This is a genomic window from Micromonospora sp. WMMD980, from assembly GCF_029626035.1.
GTDB lineage: Bacteria > Actinomycetota > Actinomycetes > Mycobacteriales > Micromonosporaceae > Micromonospora.
On sequence record NZ_JARUBE010000003.1, the window covers coordinates 5,316,811 to 5,336,159 of the forward strand.

Below are 19,349 nucleotides of genomic sequence, written 5' to 3' on the forward strand. Positions count from 1 at the left end.
GTACGCCACAACCGGCCCCTCCGGTGTCCGTGATCGGGACACCGGAGGGGCCGGCCGTCTGTCGTCAGGAGTTGGCGACGAGCTGGAACCGCTGGTTGGCCTGCCCGTTGCAGTCGTAGATCTGGACCTGCTGCCCGTTGCCGGTGCCCCAGACGTCGAGGCAGCGGCCGGATTGGACGCCGGTGATGGTGCCGTTGGAATTGACGTTCCACTGCTGGTTGGCCTGGCCGTTGCAGCTGTAGATCTGCACCGCCGCGCCGTTGCCGGAGCCCGCGGCGTCCAGGCAGCGGCTGCCGCCGTAGATGGTCAGTTGCCTGCTCGACGTGTAGGTCCACTGCTGGTTGGCCTGCCCGTGGCAGTCGTAGAGCTGCACCCGGGTGCCGTTGTTCTGCGACGAGTTGGGCACGTCCACGCATCGGCCGGACTGGTTGCCGAGGATCCGGCTGGCGCCGCCGGACGGCGGCGGCGTGGTCGGCCCGGAGGTCGGCGTGGCCGTCGGGGTGCCGGTCGGCGCGGGGCCGGCGGCGTTGAGGGCGTTGAGGACCGAGGTGTACGCGGCCTTCTTGTTGCCGCCGCCGTCGAAGAGCAGCGGGCTCTCGTTGGAGCGCCAGGAGTCGCTGTCCCGCACACCCCACACGGTGATGCCGATGCAGCGCGGCACGTTCAGGCACGCCTGCGTCAGGCCGGCGTACTGCGAGGTGGACGAGTTGGTGACGTCGACCTCGGTGAGGGCGACGTCGACGCCGAGGGCGGCGAAGCTGGACAGCGTGGTCTGGAAGTTGCCCGGCAGCGAGCTGCCGCCGGTGAAGTGGGTCTGCAACCCGACGCAGTCGATCGGCACGCCCCGGGACTTGAAGTCCTGGATCATCCGGTAGACGCCCTGCGTCTTGCCGTAGGACCAGTTCTCGATGTTGTAGTCGTTGTAGCAGAGCTTGACCGACGGGTCGGCCGCCCGCGCGGTGCGGAACGCCACCTCGATCCAGTCGTTGCCGGTGCCCTGCAGGTTGGAGTTGCGGCGGCTGCCGTCCTCGTTGAACGCCTCGTTGACCACGTCCCACGCGGCGAGCTTGCCCCGGTAGTGGGCCATCACGCCGTTGATGTGGTTGATCATCGCGTTACGCAGCGTGCTGCCCTGCATGTTCTGCATCCAGCCGGGCTGCTGGGCGTGCCAGGCGAGCGTGTGACCCCGCACCTTCAGGCCCCGCTGGGTCGCCCAGTTGTAGATCTGGTCGCCGGCGGAGAAGTTGAACTGGTTCTGGTTCGGCTCCGTGGCGTCCGGCTTCATCTCGTTCTCGGCCGTGATCATGTTGAACTCACGCGCCGCGATGGTGCTGTAGGTCGAGTCGCCGAGCCGGCCGGCCGCGATCGCGGTGCCGAAGTAGCGGCCGGACTGCGCCGCCGCGGCGCCCAGGGTGGTGGCCGCCTGGGCCGAGCCGGGCACCAGCAGCGCGGTGGCGGCCAGCGCCAGCGATCCGGCGGCGGCCGCCGCCAGTACGCGGTAGCGGTGCCGCCTCAGTGGACGTTCCATGACACTCCTCTGCATATCGGACGGGTGATGCGCAGGGTTGTCGACACGGCGCGCGCACCTGGCGCGGGGCGCCACCGGGCGGTACGCGTTCCGGTCACCGGCCCTGAAACTTTCGGAAACGTACCGGTAACTCCAGGGCAAGATACTTCGATGAACCGTCATCGGTCAATGTCGATGACCTCGCAGGTGACCGCGAGGTCAGGCGAGTCCGGGCCGGACGCGTTCCGGAAATTTCCCCCCGAACGGCTGCCTTCCCTTTTCAGCCGAGGGCGGTGCACTGCGGCGGCAACCGCAGCTCCAGTTCGATCTGCACCTTCTCCTGGCTGACGGTGATCGGCTCCGGCCGACCGGTCCAGTAACCCTGGGCGAAGTCGACCTCGCACCGGCGCAGCAGGTCGATGGTCTCCTCGTCCTGGACGTACTCGGCGGCGACCCGGATGCCGAGCGTGTGGCACAGCTCGACCAGTGTCGACACCACGGCCTGGTCGATCGGCGATCGGCAGAGGTCGACGATGAAGGTGCCATCGATCTTGACCAGGTCCACCGGCAGGTACTTCAGATGGGTCAGCGCGCCGTAGCCGGTGCCGAAGTCGTCGAGCGCCAGGTGGCCTCCGATCTCCCGGATACCGGTGGCGAACGCCAGCGCCTCGTTGCGATTCTCGATCAGGGCCGTCTCGGTGATCTCGAACGTCAGGCACTCCGGGTTGACCCCGTGTCGGCGTATCGCCTCGGTCACGTGGGTGAGCAGCCCCGGGTCGGCGAGCGACTTGCCGGAGATGTTGACCTGGTAGTGGGAGGTCTGGGCACCGCGACCGATCAGCTCCAGGGCGTGGTCGACGACCCACCGGTCGACCGTGAGGATCTCACCGACCCGCTCGGCCATGTCGAGGAAGGCCCACGGCGCGACCGGCTCACCCGTGTCGCTCCGCACCCGCAGCAGGATCTCGTGCCGGGTGATCTGGTTGAGCTGAAGTTCGACGATCGGCTGGGCGTAGAGCGCGAAGCGGCCGGCCGCGACGGCCCGCTGGATCCGGGACCGGCATCGGTCCGTGCGCGTTCGCTCCTCGACCGGCTGGTCGAGGACCTCCACCGCGGCGTTGGCGCGGCGCGCGTCGCGGGCCGCGTGCTCCCCGTCGATGATCAGGTCGAACCCGGTCGTGGCGACACCACTGTCGAAGTGCACCACCCCGGCGAAGACGGTGAGGCGCAGTGGCCGCTGGCGGACGCGGAACAGGTGGTTGCGGAGTGTGTCGACGATCCGGGCCGCCAGGTCCTCCGCGCCCGCGGCCCCCTGCCCGAGGAGCACCCCCCACGAGCCGGAGCCGAGGAGACCGCAGGTCACCTCCTCGCCGACCACGGCACGGAGCAGGCCGGCGACCTCCGCCGTCACCTGGTCCCGGTCCTCGTCGGTGAGCGCCTCGGGCAATCGGTTGGCCGGCTCGGTCGCGATCACGACGAGGGCACCCCCGGTGCTGCGGCGCGCCCGGTCGACCTCGTCGATCACGTAGCTCCGGGTCGGCATTCCGGTGAGGACGTCCCGCACGGCCAGGTCGGTGCCGAGCATCCGACTGCGGACGGCGAGCCGGCGGCGCTCCTGCCGGGCCAGTTCGAGAACGGTGACGTCCTCACCGGTCGCGATGATCCCGGACGGCTCGCCCGCGTCGAGGAGTATCTCGAGATGGCAGTGCACGTGGCGGATGCGACCGCCCGGCTGGACCACCCGGAAGACCACCTCGTCGGGGCAGCTCCGCGCCCAGGCCGTCCGGACCGCCGCGCGAACCCGCCGGGCGTCGGTGGGATGGACGAGGTCGAAGAACGTCCCGGGCGTGAGGCGCAGCGTTCCCGGGGCGTGCCCGAAGATCATCGCCATCTCGTCCGACCAGGAGAGCCGACCCGTGGAGCGGGACCGGTCCGGGCCGGCGACCCAGGTGATCGTGCCCAGCTTCGACAGTTGGGCGGCGCGCGCGATCCTGGTCGCCTCGTCGACGTCCCCGGTCAACGGGTCCGTCAGATCGGCGTCGACCAGGATCTCGTAGCCCTCGGCGACGGAGAGGTCGTACTGGCTCTGCACGGTGCGCGCGACCCGGCGCGCCCGGGCGAGTTCCAGCGGGCTGGGCGCGGTCTCGGCCAACGCCAGGATGTCATCGAGATCCACGGCGCTCCCCCTGCCGCCGGCTGCCCTGCGAGCGGGTGAAACCGGCCCGTTCGGCCAGCTCACCCAGCCCCTTGCGGGCGGCGGCCTTGTAGGAGCGGACGCTGGTCTCGGCCAGCCCGAGGAGGCGGGAGATCTCCCGGTTGGAGAAACCCTCCCGCGACATCTGGAAGACCTCGGCGTGCCGGGCGGGAAGCTGGCGCAGCCAGGCTCGGAGCGTCTCCTGCGCCTCCCACACGTCGGCGATGTCGGAGTGGGGCGCCGGCGGCAGGTCCTCCGGCGCCACCGCGGCCTCCCGGTGCCGCCGATCACGGTCCTTCAGGATCTTGAACCGGGCCGTCCGGATGATCCAGCCGATCCGCCGGTCGTGTTCGCGGACCTTGGACCACTCCACCCGTGCGTGCAGGTACGCCTCGTGCAGGGCGTCCTCCACCACCTCGCGGTCCCACCACACCGATCGGAGCACCCGCTCCACCGTGTGGTACGACTCCTCGACGAACGCGGCGAACTCCTGGTCGTGCTCGGCCTTCCGGCATACGGCCTCCGCCTCGCACGCGGCATCGTCGACGGTCGGATCCGGTGTCCGGGCGGCGGTGCCGTCGACGTCGTTCACGCCGCCTCCCCGGTGACGTCGGACTTCGGCAGGCCGCGACCGCCCAGCTCCACCTCGCGGTGTCCGTCGCGGTCGCGCTCCACGATGCGCACCAGGTCGTGGTCGGCCTCCGCGAGCCGGATGAGCCAGGTCACCCGAGCCGCGGTACGTGTTGTCGCCTCCCGCTCCTCCTGTATCCGTGCCCGGTGTGCCACGTAACCCCGTACCAAGCCACCGACCACGCCGGCCACGGCCACCGCCACCGCCAGTGCTGCGTCCATCGTTCCCCCTCGCCCCCTCGGATTGCTAATTACTATCCGTGGCGGGCGGCGAATGTAGACGGCTGTCGGTCCACAATGTTCGTGGAGATCGACGATCAAGCTTTCCACGTGCGCAGACAGCAGAAAGTCATGCCTGAGGAACGCTGCGCGAAGGGAGTTCGGCGCCGATTACTCGGCAATTTGCATGTGCGTTCGGTAACCGTTAGCGACGGGCCGACCACGGTGCCGCCGAGGTTGGCGTCCGCCAGCCGGACGCCGTTCAGGCCGGTGCCGAAGAAGCAGGCGCCGGTCAGGTCGGTGCGGCCGGCCATCCGGTCAGGCCGACCAGACCGGCTGCGCCGCCGCCAGCGCCGCGGCCTGGTAGGGCGTCGGCGTGCTGCCCACGGCGACCACCTCCATCGGCCACTTCTCCCGAAGCGTGGTCCACAGCCTGGCGCTAAGGCCCGAGCGCGCCTTCAGCTCGTCCGCGCCGTCGACGACCCGCAGCACGTACACCCAGGTCGGGCCGTCGGGAGCGGAGTCGAGCGGGCTCCGCCACGCCCGGTGCAGGCGGCGGCCGCCGTGCCGGGGGGCCTCACCGGCCAGCAGCCGGTCCGCCGCGGACGGGTCGGCGGCACCCGCCGGACCGGCCGGCGCGAAGCGGTACGCCAGTGCCGGGACCTCGTCGACGACCGGCACATCGAGCAGATCGGGGTTGTCCGGGTCACTGAGGAAGGAGCGGATCAGGGCCTGCTCCTCGCCGGTGATGCCGACGTGCTGGAACGCCAGGCTCAGCAGGAGCGTGTCGTCGCCGATGGCCCACTCGCCGGCGGCGTACTGGTCGCGGAGGGCGCCGAGCGAATCGTCGGGCAGTCGACCGGCGAGCCGGGCGGACATCTCGGTGATCGCCCCGTAGAACCTTGCGTCCATGGCGCTCACTTCTTGTAGTCGCCGATCTCTGTCGTGGTCACGTTGCCCTGGGCGTCCTGGACCACCCGCACGATCTTATTGCCCTTCGGCCCCTCCCACGTCCAGCTGCCGTCGCCGCCGACGTCCGGGTGCGCGTAGTGCGGCGCGACACCCACTGGCGTACCTCTCGGGGCCGGATTCGGCGCGGCCGGATTGGTGATGACCCCCGCGTCGGCCGGGTTGTTCGGGAAGGCGGTACGGATCTCGCCGTTGGCCAGCACGATGGTCTTGACCTCGACGCCGTCGACCCGGCCGGTGTAGTCGTACGCCCAGGTCGGGTTCCCGTCGGCGTCCTTGGCCGGGTACGGCCCGTTCGCCGGCGGCCCCTGCTGGGTCACCTGGTGGGCGGCGTCCAGAACCTTCGCGTCGTCCCAGTCCTTCGGGAACTCGGTCTTCTTCGACAGCCCGGTCCCCGCGCGGTGGCCGCCCTGCTTGCCGCCGTCGCCGTCGAGGATGTGCTGCCGCGACACGTCCGTGTGGCGGATGTCGCCCGCGCCGGGCGGCGTGTTCGGCGTGGTGGACCGGTCGGGCCGGTTGGGCCGCCTCGGTGCGCCGGGGGCGGGACCACCGCCGGGCCGGCCCTGCTGCGCCTGCGACGCGACGGTGTTCTGCGCGGCGTTGACGTTCGTCGGCACGTTCGCGCCGTGCGGCCGCCCGGACGGGCCGTGCCCGCCGTCGCCGTCGCCGTGCGGGTGGGACGGGCCTCCACCGCCGGGAGTGTGGGGTCTGGCCATGGTGAGGGCTAGCCGTCCAGGAGTGCGGAGAGGTTGGTCAGGCTGCTGATCAGCGCCATGACGTAGGTCAGGATCCGGCCGGCCCACTTGACCACCGCGGCGGCGATCTGCGACGCGATCACCGGGATGGTGACCACGAAGATGGCCTCGACGGCCCACACGATCACGCGCGCCACCAGGTCGGCGATCAGGTCCCGGACGATGTCGCGGGTGAACATCACCAGATTGCCGGCGGCCTGGGTGGCGGCGGCCATCGCGGCGGACACCCCGCCGAGCCCGTTGATCGCCTCGACGTTGTGTTCCATCAGGTTGTGGTAGGCGTCGGCGGCCCGCCCCTGCCAGTGCGGCATGTCGCCGTCCACGAAGGACTTCAGGTCGGTGGCCATGCCGGCCAGGGCGGCGGCCATGTTGTCCCAGGTGGCGGCGTGCGAGGCGACGACGTCGGGCATGCCGGTCAGCTCGTCGAGCACCTGGCGCAGCGGCTCGAAGTATTCCATCGCCCAGCCCAGCCCGTTGGCCAGCAACGCGCTCAGCGGGTCCATCACGGTGGCGGCGACCTCGACGCCGAACGCCGCGCCGGCGATCAGGTCGTCGACCCAGCCCTGACTGTGGATGGCGTCGACCAGCCCCTGGCAACTGTCGGCCAGGGCGGCACCGGTCCACGGCTTGCGGGTGGACACGACGCCGGCGACCAGCGAGGTGTCGGTCACGGTGTGGCTCCGGTCAGCCCGCCACCCGCCTTGCGGACCGCGGCGTCCGCGTCGGCGTCGGCGCCGTCGTAGTTGTCGGCGGTGGTCCGCAGCCCGGCGACGACCAACGACAGGTTCTCCTCGACGTACGCGATCAGCTCGTCCTGCCGCGTGTGCCGGCCCTCCAGGATCGCGGGCAGCCAACTGCACAGCAGCCCGTAGGCGGAATCGTCCCGCGCGATGTGCGCGCTGGCGGTCCGCACCGCGTCGAAGCGGGCCCGCACGGCGTCGACGTTGCGGGCGTGCGCGCGGATCTGGTCCGCGTCGACCGCGAAGCCGTCGGCCATCCCGCTCACCACCGCCCGGGCTGGTCGCCGGCGCCCCCGGTGGTGTCCGGGTCGCGCAACCGCTGGCCGACCCGCTCGGCGATCGCCCGGCCGGCGGCCGAGTCGGTGCCCACCGTGTCAGCGATGATCTCCTGCGACCGGTCGGCGAGTTGCCGCTTCGCCTCGCGGATCGTGTCCATCACGGTCCGCGCCACCACGTCGGGAGCGACCCGCTGGCTGCGCGGGCCCAGCCGCAGGTCACACAGCGCCCCGCCGGAGTCGACGGTCACCTCGCAGAGGCCGTTGCCGTCGGCCGCGGTGACCCGCAGCTCCTGGAGCCGGTCGCTCATCGCCCTGGTGTCGGCGGCGAGCTTGTCGATCCGCCCCTTCCAGGCCGCGAGCCGCTCGACGGCACCGTCCGGATCCAGCAGGCCACCAGAGGTCACGAAGCCGGCCATGTGTCCCCCGATACCTTCCCCATGATCACGCCTGGCGGGAGGAGGCTAGCACCGCATCCACGCGGGTGACCACGGTCCGTACGGTGCCCGACAGTCAGCCGGACTCAGCAGCGCACCGCGACCCGGCCCACCACCCGGTCGGCCGTCTCGGGCGGCAGGTCGCGCCCGCCATCGATCTCCAGCGCCAGCAGGCCCTGGTCCAGGCCGACCAGCAGCGTGCCGTCCACCGTGCAACAGCTGAGCGCCGGATGGTAGACGGGGATGGTGTGCACCGCCCGGCCGGTGGACGGGTCCCAGATCCGTACCGTCCGGTCCCGGCTGGTCGAGGCGAGCAGGTCCCGCCCGTCGACCCGCACCAGGCTCAGCCCGGTGACGGCAGCCGTGTGCCCGGTGAACCCGCCCGCCGGTTGGCCCCACTCGGCGTCCCACATGCGGATCGTGTGGTCCGCACTGGCCGACGCCAGCATCCGACGGCCCGCCACGACCAGGCCGCAGAGCGCGGTGACCGCGTCCTGGTGACCCTGCCGGGTCCAGACCGGGGCGTCCCGGCCGGCCCACAGCATCACGGTGCCGCTCTTGTCCGCGGAGGCGAGCGCCTCGACACCGGGCCACCGGACCGTCGCGAGGGCGGTCACCCAGGCCCGGGTGACGTGCCCGAGCAGGACCGTCCGCACCGCGCCGGTCTGCGGGTGCCACAGCCGGACGGCCTGGTCGTCACCGGCCGACGCGATGAGCGTCTCGTCGTCGATGACGATCGGGCAGACCGCCGCGACCGGCGCGTGGTGCTCGGTCATCGCGCCCACCAGCTCGCCGTGCCGCACGCTCCACGACCCGACCGTGTTGTCGTCCTGCGCGGTGACGAGCAGCGGCTCCTCGACGTCGGCGACCGCGCACATCGCGTTGACCGGACCGCCGGGCGTCGGGATCTCCCGCAGCCGCTCGCCCGTCGCGACGTCCCAGAGCCGTACCCGGCCGTCGGCGCCACCGGAGGCGACCACGCCCGGCCGCTCGTCGGGGATCGCGCACAGGCTGTGCACCGGGCCGAGCAGGTCCCGCTCGGCGACGGTGTCCGGCCGGCCGCCGGCCGGATCCCACAACCGGACCGTGCCGTCGTCACCCGCCGTCGCCAGCATCCGGTCCTTCGCGGTACGCAACTCGCACACCGCGCGGATCCAGCTCGCGTGTCCCCGCAGGCTCGGCCGGCTGGTCCAGGTCGACACGTCCCACACCCGGATGAGCCCGTCCTCGCCGGTCGACACGAGCAGACAGCCCTCGTCGACGTCGACGGTGCACAGATCGGTGACCGGCCCGCCGGTTTCCAGGACGCGGACGCAGTCGCCGGTGCCCGGGTCCCAGAGCCGGACCGTGCCGTCGTAGCCGGCCGAGGCGAGCAACGTGCCACCCGGGGCGCGGACGGCGTAGAGGGTGGTCACCCAGCCGACATGTCCGGTGAGGATCAGCGTCGGTCGGGTGTCGGCGGTCGGCTCCCAGATCCGGACCACGCCGTCGAAGCCGGTGGAGGCGAGCAGGTGCCGCCCGCCCGCCGGGACGTACGTCACGGCCGTCACCCACCCGGAGTGCCCGGTCAACGCGTACCGCTGCGCCCCGGTCACCGGGTCCCACACCCGCACCGTCCGGTCGTCGCCGGCCGAGGCGAGCAGGTCGCCGTCCGGCAGCGGGATGACGCAGATGTTGCGTACCCAGTCGTCGTGCCCGCGCAGTTCGTGCCGTCGCTGACCGGACCGCGGATCCCACAGGCCCACGGTTCCGTCGTGGCTGGCGGTGGCGATCAGCGTCCGACCGTCACCGGCGCGCACGGCGCACAACCCGCGGATGGTGTCGACGTGGCAGGTGAAGACCGCCTCGGCCTGGTTGGTCAGCGGGTCCCACAGCCGGACCGTGCCGTCGTCGCCGGCGGAGGCGAGCAACCGCCGGTCGTCCAGTTCGACGGCGGCCACGTCGTAGACCGCCTGCGAGTGCCCGTCCAGCACGCTGCGTTCCTGCCGGGGCGGGGTGTGCGCCCAGCGCGCCCGGTACGGCGCGGCGTCGGCCTCGATCCCGCTGCCCAGCCCGTCGAGCCGGTCGACCACCGAGAAGAGGGCGGCACGCTCGGCCGGCGACGCCGCCACGGCGAGCGGCGTGCGGTGCAGCAGTCGCACCCGGGATCGGGACAACGGCGCCAGCGGACGCTCCGTGTCGACGACCGAGAGCAGGCGATCCAGGTGCGCGTGCAGGAGATAGTCCTCGTCGGCGAGGAGCCGTTCCACGAGCCCGGCCCGCGAGGCGTGCTGGGGCAGAGAACGCCGCAGGTAGTCGGGCACGGCGGCCCAGCCGACCTCGGCCGCCAGCCCGGTCCAGGCCGCGACCAGCCGTCGCTGGTCGTCCCGGCGGGACGCCCCGGCCAGCAACGCGTCGTTGAGCGCCTGGTGGAACAGGCGGTACGCGGGCCGGCTGCCGCCGCCGGTCTCGACCAGGAAGTTCGCCGCCGAGGTCCGGGCGAAGGCGAGGAGTTCGCCCTCGGTGACCGTGCCGCCCAGCGCGGTCACCGCGAGCCGCCAGAGCGACAACGGCAGACCCGGCGTCTCCGCGTACGCCAGTGCGGTGAGGGCAAGCCGGGCGGAGGCCGAGCCGGCCGCCGGCAGCCCGGCCAGATAGGAGTCGAGCGCGTGGGCCACGGTCGCGGTGAACGACACCGACGCCGGGTCGACCGGCTCGATGTCACGCAACGCGTGCGCCCGGGCGACGAGACCGGCCACCAGGAAGTTTCCCTTCGCCAGCGCGGCGATGCGGCGAGCCAGCGGGGCCGCCGCCGCCGGGTCGGTGTAGGGGTTGCCCGGCCGTTCCGCGCCGAGCAGCCGCAGGGTCGCCAGGGCGTAGTTGACCAGATCGGCCTCGGCGAAGTATTCCGGCGTGTCCAGGTCCACCAGATCGACCGTCTCGCCGAAGCAGGCGATCAGGTCACCCCGGTCGTCGCCCCGCCGGGTGCCCACGACCACCCGGAGGCCGTAGCGGCCGCACTCGCGGGCCAGCGGCAGCAGGACGTCGTCGATGACCTGTCGGGCCTGGCCCGGGTCGGCCGCCTCGTCCAGCGCGTCGATGACCAGCGCGAACCGGGCCGGACGGCGCGACAGCCGGTCACGCACCGCCGGCATCAGGTCGGCCGGCGCGCCGGGCAGGTCGACGGCGACGGCGCGGGCGATCTCGGTCGCCACCTCGAGCGCGGTCTTGCCCTTGGCGTGCACCGCGCAGGAGACCGAGCCGGCCGTGGCCCGCACCGCGGTGTCGTCCTCCGGCAGGCCGGCCCGGATCTGCTGGTCGGCCGTGGTCACCACGCGGCCCAGCGCGGCCGACTTGCCGACCCCCGGTGATCCGGTGACGATCAGCGGCCGGGCGGCGGCCGCCGGGCCGTCGACGAACTCGACGACGCGTCGGAGAGCGGCGGTACGCCCCCGGAACCGCGCGCCCCCCTCGGTGTCGACGGCGACGCCGCGCGCCCGGGGCAGCCAGTGCCGGCCGGCCTCACCGTCGGTGCTCAGCGTCCATCCCCATGCGGAGAGCGCGGCGTCGTCGGCGTCCTCGACCCGCCAGGCCGACAACGCGCCCAAGGTCATCGCCGGCACCTGTTCGTCGGCGTGGTGCAGGGTCACCGCTTGGCCCTTGCCCTTGCCGTCGGCGGTGACGACGACGCCGACCACCGCCTGGTATTCCGGGGACCACAGGGCGCCCCCGCTGAACCCCTTGCTGAGTGGCCCGGCGGCGCCGCTGTCGATGGTGACGTGGCCGTAGCCGCCGGCCTCCACGACGGAACCCGTCGCCTGGAGGCCGCCGACCACGCCGCCCGGGAAGCCGTACGCCCAGAAGGGGCGGTCGAGCAGCGGTGCGGTCGGCAGACAGCGCAGCCGTGCCGGGGTGACCGTCGCCGGCACCGCCTCGACGAGTTCGAGCACCACCAGGTCGACGTGTGCCGCCCGCATGCCGTCGTGCCGGCACCGCCGGACCTTGCGCCGGTCGAAGTAGGCGACCTTGGGCGCGCGCGGGAAGGCGACCGAGAGATCGGGGTGCAGGGTGCCGTCGGCGGTGAACGCCACGTGGTGGCAGGTGAGCACCAGGTCGGCGGCGATGACGATGCCGGTGCCGACCGCCATGTGCGGGTTCGCGTCCCGGTGCAGGGCCACCGCCCACGGGCTCTCGTCCGGGGCCGTCGTCACGGGCCGCCCCCTCCGTCAGCGTCGTGGGCCGGCACCGCGATCGGTGGTGCCGTCCGGCTGCCAGGCGAGCGTGACCTCGAAGTTCGCCTCTCCGGTCGCCTTCGCGACCACCCAGCTCGCCGTGCCGGTGGCCTTGATCCCGAAGCGCACCTCCACCGCGTCGGGAGAGACGGTCTTGACCTGTTCCAGCAGTTCCCGGGCGGCGGCGACCGCCGGTGCCGCGGATTCGCGTACCCAACCGGCGACGTCACCGAAGCCGGCGGGCTGAAACCCGGGTGTGGGCTCGACCTCGATCAGGGCAACCGTCTCGTCGTCGACCTGGTAGCGGACCACCTCGGACTGCACCGGTGACCTCCGTCCTCTCGCCGGTCTGCCATGCTGCCCGCTGCCCTTGTCGCTTGGCAATGGTCCCATCGGCGAACCGTCCCGGGACAGCCGAACAGGTGTATCAGGCAGGGCGTCCACGCAGGATCGTCGGAGATCCACAGTGGTGTCCTGTCGGCTTTCGTCAGCGAGGTCGATGACCTTGCGCGAGTCGGACACCGTCGGCAGAATCGGCCCGTGCGCCGGGGCCGACCCCGTTGCCGCTCTCGATCATGGCCACCCCTTCCGAGCCTTCGATCACACCGTTGACGCGGTGGGAGCTCGTGCCGCAGAGGAGCATCCGCATGCCGGAAAAGGAACTGACCCTCGTCGACCGGTGCATTCTCGTCACGCTGATGGTCAAGGCCGCGCCACTGCCACAGACCTACCTCACCAACGTCGCCGGGATCAGCCTGAAGGCGGACCACCGCCGTCGTCTCGAATCCCTCGGCCTGATCGAGGTCACCCAGAAGCCGATCACGTTGGCGCTCACCGACAAGGGATGGGACCGGGCCACCGAGGAGTTGGGCGCGGAGCCGCCGAAGGGTGCCGGCACCGCGGGCGGAGCCCTCTACGTCGCACTCGACTTCCTGCGCCGGCTGATCGACCACTCCGGTGTGCCCGCCGACGACCTGTTCCGCATGCAGATCACCCGGGACGAGGTCCGCCCGGCACCCGCGCCGTCCCCTACCGGCGACGCGGCCACGCTGATCCGGCGGGCCTACCACGAGATGGCCGCCAAGCCCGGTGACTACGTGATGCTGGCCGACCTCCGCGACGCCCTCACCGAACTGCCCCGCGCCGACTTCGACGCGGGGCTCCGCACGCTCAACCAGGAGCGCGCCGTCAACCTGGTGCCCGAGTCGAACCAGAAGGTGCTCAAGCCGCAGGAGCGGGCCGCGGCGGTGACCATCGGCAACCAGGACAAGCATCTGATCGCCATCTCGTCATGACCGGTGACGAGCAACGCCGCGCCCTCGCGGCGCTGAGGTTCAACTGGGCCCCGACCCCGGACGACGTCTGGAAACCCACACCGTTCCATGTGGAGGGCCTGCACCACGACGTGGTCACGACGGTGCTGGACAGCTTCGCGGAGGCTCAGGCCAGCGCCGACTCCAGCCCGGTCGGAGTGGCCGTCCTCGGCCAGCGCGGCACCGGCAAGACCCACCTCATCGGCACCGTCCGCCAGCAGGTGCAGCGGCGCGGCGGGTTCTTCTTCCTGGTCGAACTGCTCGAGGCGCGGACGTTCTGGCAACGCACCGCGATCTCGATGCTGGAGGGCCTGGTCCGGTCGATGCCGGACGGGACGACCCAGTTACGGACGTTCCTGCGGCGCCTGGCCGACGAGGTCGGGGCGCCCCGGACGGTACGGCGCGCGGTCACCGGCGAGACCGAACTCAGCCGGTCGACGCTCGACGCGTTCGTCGACCTGATCCGCAAGAAGGACCGGCAGATCGGCACCGAGTGCCAGGACACCGCGCGTGCCCTCGTGCTGTACGCCGCCGAGCAGTCCACCGTGCAGGACATCGGCTACGACTTCCTCTCCTCGATGGACGAGGAGGAACCCGGCCAGCGGGCCGGATGGGGGCTGCGGCGCAGCCGGCGCGCGCCGCAGGAGGTGGTACGGGACATCTCCCGGCTGCTCGCCGTCGTCGGCCCGACGGTGGTCGCGGTGGACCAGATCGACCTGATGATCGCCCAGTCCGTGAAGGCCACCAACCAGGAGGTGCGGGGCGATGCGGACTGGCAGACCTCGCTCCTGCTCGAACAGGTCGCCAGCGGCCTGATGGCGTTGCGCGAGACCACCCGCCGGACCCTGTCCGTCGTGTCGTGCCTGCCGCAGACCTGGCGGAGCATCCAGCAGCAGGCGACGGACACCGTCCAGGACCGGTTCCGGGAGGCCGCCTCGCTCAAGGAGATCCCCACCGTCGAGGTCGGCCGCGAGCTGGTCGAGAAGCGGTTCGCGGTGCTCTTCGAGAGCATCGGGTTCACGCCCCCGCACGCCACCTGGCCGGTCCACCCGGACGCGTTCCGGGAGGTCGTCGGCTTCACCCCCCGGGAGCTGCTGCGCCGGATCGACGCGCACGTGCGGGGCTGCCTGGCCGACGGCGAGGCGCGGGAGCTGCGGCACCTGCTGCACAGGTCGGGTGACCGGCTCGCCGACGCCGGCGCGCCGACCCCGGTCACCGGGCCGCCGACGGAGAGCCGGACGACCGGATTCGGCAAGATCGACGCTCGGTACGCGGAGCTGGTCGCCGCAGCCGACACCACCTCCGCCGGGTCACCGCAGTCGGAGGACGTCCGCGTTCCGCGGCTGCTCGAAGCGGGCCTGACCGCGTGGATCGCCGCGCAGGGCGCCGACGTCGACGCGTTCAGCCTCGACCCGATCCCCGCCGGGACCAAGCCGGCGCTGCACGCCCGGTTGCGGCACAGCCTGAGCGAGGACAGCGAGGACGAGGAGCACTGGTCGTTCCGGGCCATCTCCGCGCCGCACCACATCGCCGCGCTCAACCGGATCCGCAACGCGATCACGGCCGCCGGGCTCACCGGGGGGGTCGCGAAGCGGAAACTCTTCCTGCTGCGCAGCGCGAGCTGGTCGACGGGCGCCCGGACCCGCGAGGTGGTCGACGCGTTCGAGCGGGCCGGCGGCCGGACGCTGGGCCTGACCGCTCCGGACGTCGCCCGGATGGCCGCGCTGGAACAGCTCATCGGGGACTACGGGCGGGAGACGCTGCGGCCGTGGTTCGCCGATCGCCGGCCGGCGTCCGACATCATCTGCCTGCGGGAGGCGTTGGGCGACGGTCCGGGCGGGACGGCGGCCGTCCGGGCCGAGGAGCGGCCGGCGGAGGCGCCGGAGTCCGGGCCGGTCGGGACGCCGCCGCCGGTCACCGCCGCGCCCCGCTCCGCCGACCCCGTCCCGGTGCCGCCGGCGGCCGGCGTCGACCCGGAGCGGATGGAGATCGGTACGGTCACCGGGCGCGCCGACCCGGTCGGCGTCGACCTCGAAGCGTTGCGCCGGCACACCGTCATCTTCGCCGGCTCCGGTTCCGGGAAGACCGTCCTGATCCGCCGCCTGGTCGAGGAGTGCGCCCTGCGGGGTGTGTCGGCGATCGTGCTCGATCCCAACAACGATTTGGCCCGGCTCGGCGAGGCGTGGCCCGAGCCCCCGCCGGGCTGGGGCGCGGACGACTCCCGCCGCGCGACGGAATACCTGACCGGCACCGACATGGTGATCTGGACGCCGGGACGGCAGGCCGGTCGCCCGTTGACCTTCCAGCCGCTGCCGGCGTTCGCGGACGTGCTCGACGACCCGGACGGGTTCACCTCGGCGGTGAACGCCGCCGTCGCCACGCTCGCCCCGCACGCCCGCGTGGACGGCGGCACCGACAAGGCCCGACTCGGCCGGGCCGTGCTGCGCGAGGCGCTCGTCGGCTACGCCCGCACCGGCGCCAACGACCTGCGCGAGTTCGCCGACGTCCTCAACGACCTCCCGGACGGGGTGAGCCAGCTCGACAGCGCCCCGAAGCTGGCCGCGGGCATGGCGCAACTGCTCAAGGCCGCGTTGATCAACGATCCGCTCCTGGGCGGCGCCGGCACGCCCGTCGACCCGGGCGAACTGCTCACCCCACCCCCGGGCCGCCGGGCCCGGATCTCGGTGATCAACCTCGCCGGCCTGACCGAGGAACATCAGCGGCAGAGCTTCGTCAACCAGTTGCAGCTCGCGTTGTTCACCTGGATCAAACGGCACCCGGCCGGGGACCGGCCGCTGGGTGGGCTCTTCGTCATGGACGAGGCACAGACGCTGGCGCCGTCCGGCGCGGTGACCGCCTGCACCCAGAGCACCCTCGCCCTGACCTCGCAGGCCCGCAAGTACGGGCTCGGGCTCGTCTTCGCCACCCAGGCCCCGAAGGCGTTGCACAACCAGATTCCCGGCAACGCCGCCACCCAGTTCTTCGGCCTGCTCACCGTGCCGGTGCAGATCGAGGCCGCCCGCGACGTGGCCCGGGCGAAGGGCAGCGACGTGCCCGACATCGGCAAGCTGCGGACCGGCCAGTTCTACGCCGCCGTGGAGGGGGCCCGGTTCGTCAAGATGCAGGCGCCGATGTGCCTGACCCACCACCCCCGCAGTCCGCTGACCGTGGAGGAGATCGTCCGGCGAGCCGCCTCGCCCGGGTGAGCGCCGGCTCGGGACATCGCCCGGCCGGCGCCACCGGTCAGGCCAGGGCCGCGCGGCCTGGGCTGAGCCTCACGCCCTGGTCGGCGTCGGAAGGTCAGCGGCGCATCCCCACGCCGCCGTAGCCGTGTGACACCGCCGCCCGCGGCTCGCCGTCGGGCCGCCAGTCGGCCAGCCGGACCAGGCCCGGCTCGACCAGGTCGTAGCCGTCGAGGAAGCGGGCCACCTCGGCGTGGGTACGGGGCATCAGCGGCGCGCTGCTGCGCCGGTAGACCTCGGTGCCGGCCCGCGCCGGCATCGGCGGCGCGCCGTCCAGGGTCAGGTGGGAGAGCGCGAGCAGGCTGCCCGGGGCGGTGGCGTCGCGCAGCCGCGCCACCGCCGCCCACGGGTCGTCCGCGTCGGGCACGAAGTGCAGCACCGCGACCAGCAGCAGCGCGACCGGCTCGGCCAGGTCGATCGTGGCCCGCAACGCCGGGTCGGCCAGCCACTCATCGGGCCGCCGCAGGTCACCCCGGATGACCACGGTGCGGCCGTCGGCGGGCAGCAGCCGCCGGGCGTACGCGACGGCCACCTCGTCGTGGTCGACGTAGACCACCCGGGCGTCGGGGTTCACCGCGCGGACCACCTCGTGCACGTTGCCCTGGGTGGGCAGCCCGGCGCCGACGTCGAGGAACTGGCGTACGCCTCGCTCGGCCGCCCAGCGCACGGCGCGGCGCAGGAAGGCACGGTTGGTCTGGGCCGCCACCGACGTGTCCGGGAAGATCGTCAGGATCTCCTCGGCGGCGGCCCGGTCGGCGGCGAAGTTGTGGCAGCCGCCCAGGTAGTAGTCGTACATGCGGGCGACGTTGGGTCGCGTCTCGGCGTCCGTCACGCCCTGATGTCTAGCACCCTGCGCGACCCTCCGCCGACCCGCCGTGCGGTGTTGAGGACGGGCCCCGCCTTGCCTCCGGGCGGGGCCGAGCACACGTTCAGGTGGTCAGCACGAGCGTGGCGGCGGTGCCGAGGACGAGGAACGGGCCGAAGGGCAGATCGCTCGACCAGCGGAGCCGGCGGACCGCGAGCAGCGCCAGGCCGGCCACCCCGGCGAGGGTCATCGCGAGCACCAGGCCGGCGAGGAGCACCGGCCAGCCGTGCCAGCCGAGCAGCGCGCCGGCGCCGAGCGCCAGCTTGGCGTCGCCGAGGCCGAACCCGCGCCGGCCGAACAGCAGCGTGGTGACCGCGAAGCCGGCGGCGAGCGCCAGCCCGGCCTCGACCGCCCGCAACCAGGACGCCGGGCCGGATCCGGCCAGCGCGGTCACGCCGAGCAGCGCCCACACCCCGGCCGCCGCCGGCCAGGTGAGCCGGTCGGGCAGCCGGTGCGACGCGGCGTCCACCAGTGCCATGGGCACCGCCCAGGCGAGCCACCAGGCCAGTGCCAGGCGCACGCCGAGCGGCCCGCCGGACAGGGTCAGCACGGCCGCCGCGATCAGCAACGCCACCTCCGCCACCGCGGGCGGCGCGCCGACGCGGGCTCGGCAGCCCGGGCACCGGGCCGCCGGACCGAGCGCCGGCAGCGGTTGGTCCAGCCCGATCGGGGTGCCGCACGCGTCGCAGCCGATCCGGTCCGGGTGGTCCGGCTCTACGGCGTAGCGGGCCACGGCGAGCCGGACCGGCGGTACGACCGCGAGGACGGCCAACAGCCGGACGACCGGGCGACGGGCGGCTACCGGTGGGTGGGGGCGGCGGGCCCGTTCGGTGGTCACGCCGGCTCCCCCGTCCGGCCGGCGTGGCCTCCACAGCGGAGCACGCAGAGTGACAGATCTTCGACCGGCGTGTGACGGATGGCGCGGAAAGAGGCGGCCGCGCGCCCGGTGCCGCCGGCGTGGACGAGCTGCGGCGGGCCGGTGGGACGGATCGGACGACCTGGGTGTTCCTCTCCCATATCGGTGGCCCCGAGGGGGGTCGCTGAGGGTTGGTGGACGAGTGCGGGTGGGCGCACGCCCTCCGCCCGGCCGACCGTGGCGCATCCACCCGTCGCGGTCCGGACATTCACCCGCACCCACCACCCGTCTTCACTCACCGTGTTCACGTGAATTGCCTCTGTTGCATCGGCGGACGTCAGCCTATGCTCGCCCCTTGGGTACGACGCAACCCCCGATCAATTGGCGTCGGAGGCCGACCGAGGACATCAGCTCCACATTCGACAAAGATCAGCACAGGTAAATGCAAGCGGTGGCCATCGAGGCCCGGTCGGACAGATCCGGGCGTGCTTCCGCATGCCCGGGGCGACCCACGCGACCGCACCGGGCCGGCACCGAGGAGGGCTCGGCCTTGCGCGTATGGCAATCCCGCCGATGGGAAATCTGCCTGCTCAGCCTTGCACTGGTGGCCGGCACGGCCGGCTGCGGCGGCGGGGCCGAGGTGGCCGCCGGCCCGCTGGCCGGGGGCGCCGCCGCACCCGCCACCCATTCCACCGCCGACGAGCGCGCCGCCGAAAAGGCGGCACTCGCCGCCTATTCCGGATATCTCGACGTCTCCCGGGCGGCGAGTGCGCGCAGCGATCCCGGCCATCCCGCACTGGACCGTTTTCTGGCCGATCCGCTGCTGACCCGGGTGCGGGTGGCAATTCGTGACGCGAAGGAGCACGGCGCGATGCGTACCGGAAAACTCGTTTCCGATCCGACCGTCGTCTCGGTCGACCTGGCCGCCGACCCGCCCACCGTCGAGATCCAGGACTGCCTGGACGCGAGCGGCTACCGGCTGGTCTACGCCAAGGACCGCAGGACCGTGCCCGGCACCCGCGGCGGGCGCTACCTCGCCACCGCGACCGCGGCCCGCTACCCGGACGGCCGATGGCTGGTCAACACCGGCGCGGCGCACCAGGACCAGCCGTGCTGACCTGGGGAGGAGAGGACGT

General features: G+C 72.8%; 17 protein-coding genes. 3 read left to right on the forward strand and 14 right to left on the reverse strand.

Translation table 11 applies throughout. From position 1 onward, the window contains the following. Window positions 1-64: 64 nt before the first annotated feature. The 12 genes from O7618_RS24965 to O7618_RS25020 all read right to left on the reverse strand — a co-directional run bounded on the left by O7618_RS24965 (window position 65) and on the right by O7618_RS25020 (window position 12,261). Complete coding sequence (locus tag O7618_RS24965; protein ID WP_278108562.1) at window positions 65-1,528, reverse strand: endo-1,4-beta-xylanase; 1,464 nt, start codon at window positions 1,526-1,528, stop codon at window positions 65-67. 259 nt (window positions 1,529-1,787) lie between these two features. Further along, window positions 1,788-3,683, reverse strand: a complete 1,896-nt coding sequence (locus O7618_RS24970; protein WP_278108563.1) for a GGDEF domain-containing phosphodiesterase — start codon at window positions 3,681-3,683, stop codon at window positions 1,788-1,790. Beyond that, window positions 3,670-4,293, reverse strand: a complete 624-nt coding sequence (locus tag O7618_RS24975; RefSeq protein ID WP_278108564.1) for a sigma-70 family RNA polymerase sigma factor — start codon at window positions 4,291-4,293, stop codon at window positions 3,670-3,672. Before O7618_RS24975 ends, O7618_RS24970 begins: the two co-directional genes overlap by 14 nt. Beyond that, window positions 4,290-4,553, reverse strand: coding sequence for a hypothetical protein (locus O7618_RS24980; protein ID WP_278108565.1), 264 nt, complete (start codon window positions 4,551-4,553; stop codon window positions 4,290-4,292). The genes O7618_RS24975 and O7618_RS24980 overlap by 4 nt, the downstream gene beginning before the upstream one ends. 95 nt (window positions 4,554-4,648) lie before the next feature. Further along, window positions 4,649-4,864 carry a hypothetical protein gene (locus O7618_RS24985; protein WP_278108566.1) on the reverse strand — a complete coding sequence of 72 codons (216 nt, stop codon included), beginning with the start codon at window positions 4,862-4,864 and terminating at the stop codon, window positions 4,649-4,651. 4 nt (window positions 4,865-4,868) lie between these two features. Beyond that, complete coding sequence (locus tag O7618_RS24990) at window positions 4,869-5,462, reverse strand: hypothetical protein (RefSeq protein WP_278108567.1); 594 nt, start codon at window positions 5,460-5,462, stop codon at window positions 4,869-4,871. Between the two features lie 5 nt (window positions 5,463-5,467). Then, the gene (locus O7618_RS24995; RefSeq protein WP_278108568.1) at window positions 5,468-6,235 is read right to left on the reverse strand and encodes an EndoU domain-containing protein; all 768 of its coding nucleotides are present in this window, start codon (window positions 6,233-6,235) and stop codon (window positions 5,468-5,470) included. Window positions 6,236-6,243: 8 nt separating this feature from the next. After that, window positions 6,244-6,945, reverse strand: a complete 702-nt coding sequence (locus O7618_RS25000) for a hypothetical protein (RefSeq protein ID WP_278108569.1) — start codon at window positions 6,943-6,945, stop codon at window positions 6,244-6,246. Then, window positions 6,942-7,271 (reverse strand): type VII secretion target, encoded by a 330-nt coding sequence (locus O7618_RS25005; RefSeq protein WP_278108571.1) that lies wholly within the window; start codon window positions 7,269-7,271, stop codon window positions 6,942-6,944. The genes O7618_RS25000 and O7618_RS25005 overlap by 4 nt, the downstream gene beginning before the upstream one ends. A 5-nt stretch (window positions 7,272-7,276) precedes the next feature. Further along, window positions 7,277-7,708: a YbaB/EbfC family nucleoid-associated protein gene (locus O7618_RS25010; protein ID WP_278108572.1), complete on the reverse strand. Its 432-nt coding sequence runs from the start codon at window positions 7,706-7,708 to the stop codon at window positions 7,277-7,279. 104 nt (window positions 7,709-7,812) lie between these two features. Then, the gene (locus tag O7618_RS25015; protein ID WP_278108573.1) at window positions 7,813-11,916 is read right to left on the reverse strand and encodes an AAA family ATPase; all 4,104 of its coding nucleotides are present in this window, start codon (window positions 11,914-11,916) and stop codon (window positions 7,813-7,815) included. A gap of 15 nt (window positions 11,917-11,931) precedes the next feature. After that, complete coding sequence (locus O7618_RS25020; protein ID WP_278108574.1) at window positions 11,932-12,261, reverse strand: CU044_2847 family protein; 330 nt, start codon at window positions 12,259-12,261, stop codon at window positions 11,932-11,934. Between the two features lie 323 nt (window positions 12,262-12,584). Between O7618_RS25020 and O7618_RS25025 the strand changes: the two genes are divergently transcribed. Further along, complete coding sequence (locus O7618_RS25025; protein WP_278108575.1) at window positions 12,585-13,232, forward strand: hypothetical protein; 648 nt, start codon at window positions 12,585-12,587, stop codon at window positions 13,230-13,232. After that, the gene (locus O7618_RS25030; RefSeq protein ID WP_278108576.1) at window positions 13,229-16,456 is read left to right on the forward strand and encodes a DUF87 domain-containing protein; all 3,228 of its coding nucleotides are present in this window, start codon (window positions 13,229-13,231) and stop codon (window positions 16,454-16,456) included. The genes O7618_RS25025 and O7618_RS25030 overlap by 4 nt, the downstream gene beginning before the upstream one ends. Window positions 16,457-16,550: 94 nt before the next feature. On the opposite strand, the gene O7618_RS25035 is transcribed toward O7618_RS25030, so the two are convergent. After that, entirely contained in the window at window positions 16,551-17,324 is a 774-nt protein-coding gene (locus tag O7618_RS25035) for an SAM-dependent methyltransferase (protein ID WP_278108577.1), read from the reverse strand. A 97-nt stretch (window positions 17,325-17,421) separates the two neighbouring features. After that, the gene (locus O7618_RS25040; protein WP_278108578.1) at window positions 17,422-18,195 is read right to left on the reverse strand and encodes an A24 family peptidase; all 774 of its coding nucleotides are present in this window, start codon (window positions 18,193-18,195) and stop codon (window positions 17,422-17,424) included. 568 nt (window positions 18,196-18,763) lie between these two features. Here O7618_RS25040 and O7618_RS25045 point away from each other — a divergent pair. Beyond that, the gene (locus O7618_RS25045; protein ID WP_278108580.1) at window positions 18,764-19,330 is read left to right on the forward strand and encodes a hypothetical protein; all 567 of its coding nucleotides are present in this window, start codon (window positions 18,764-18,766) and stop codon (window positions 19,328-19,330) included. Window positions 19,331-19,349: the final 19 nt, after the last annotated feature.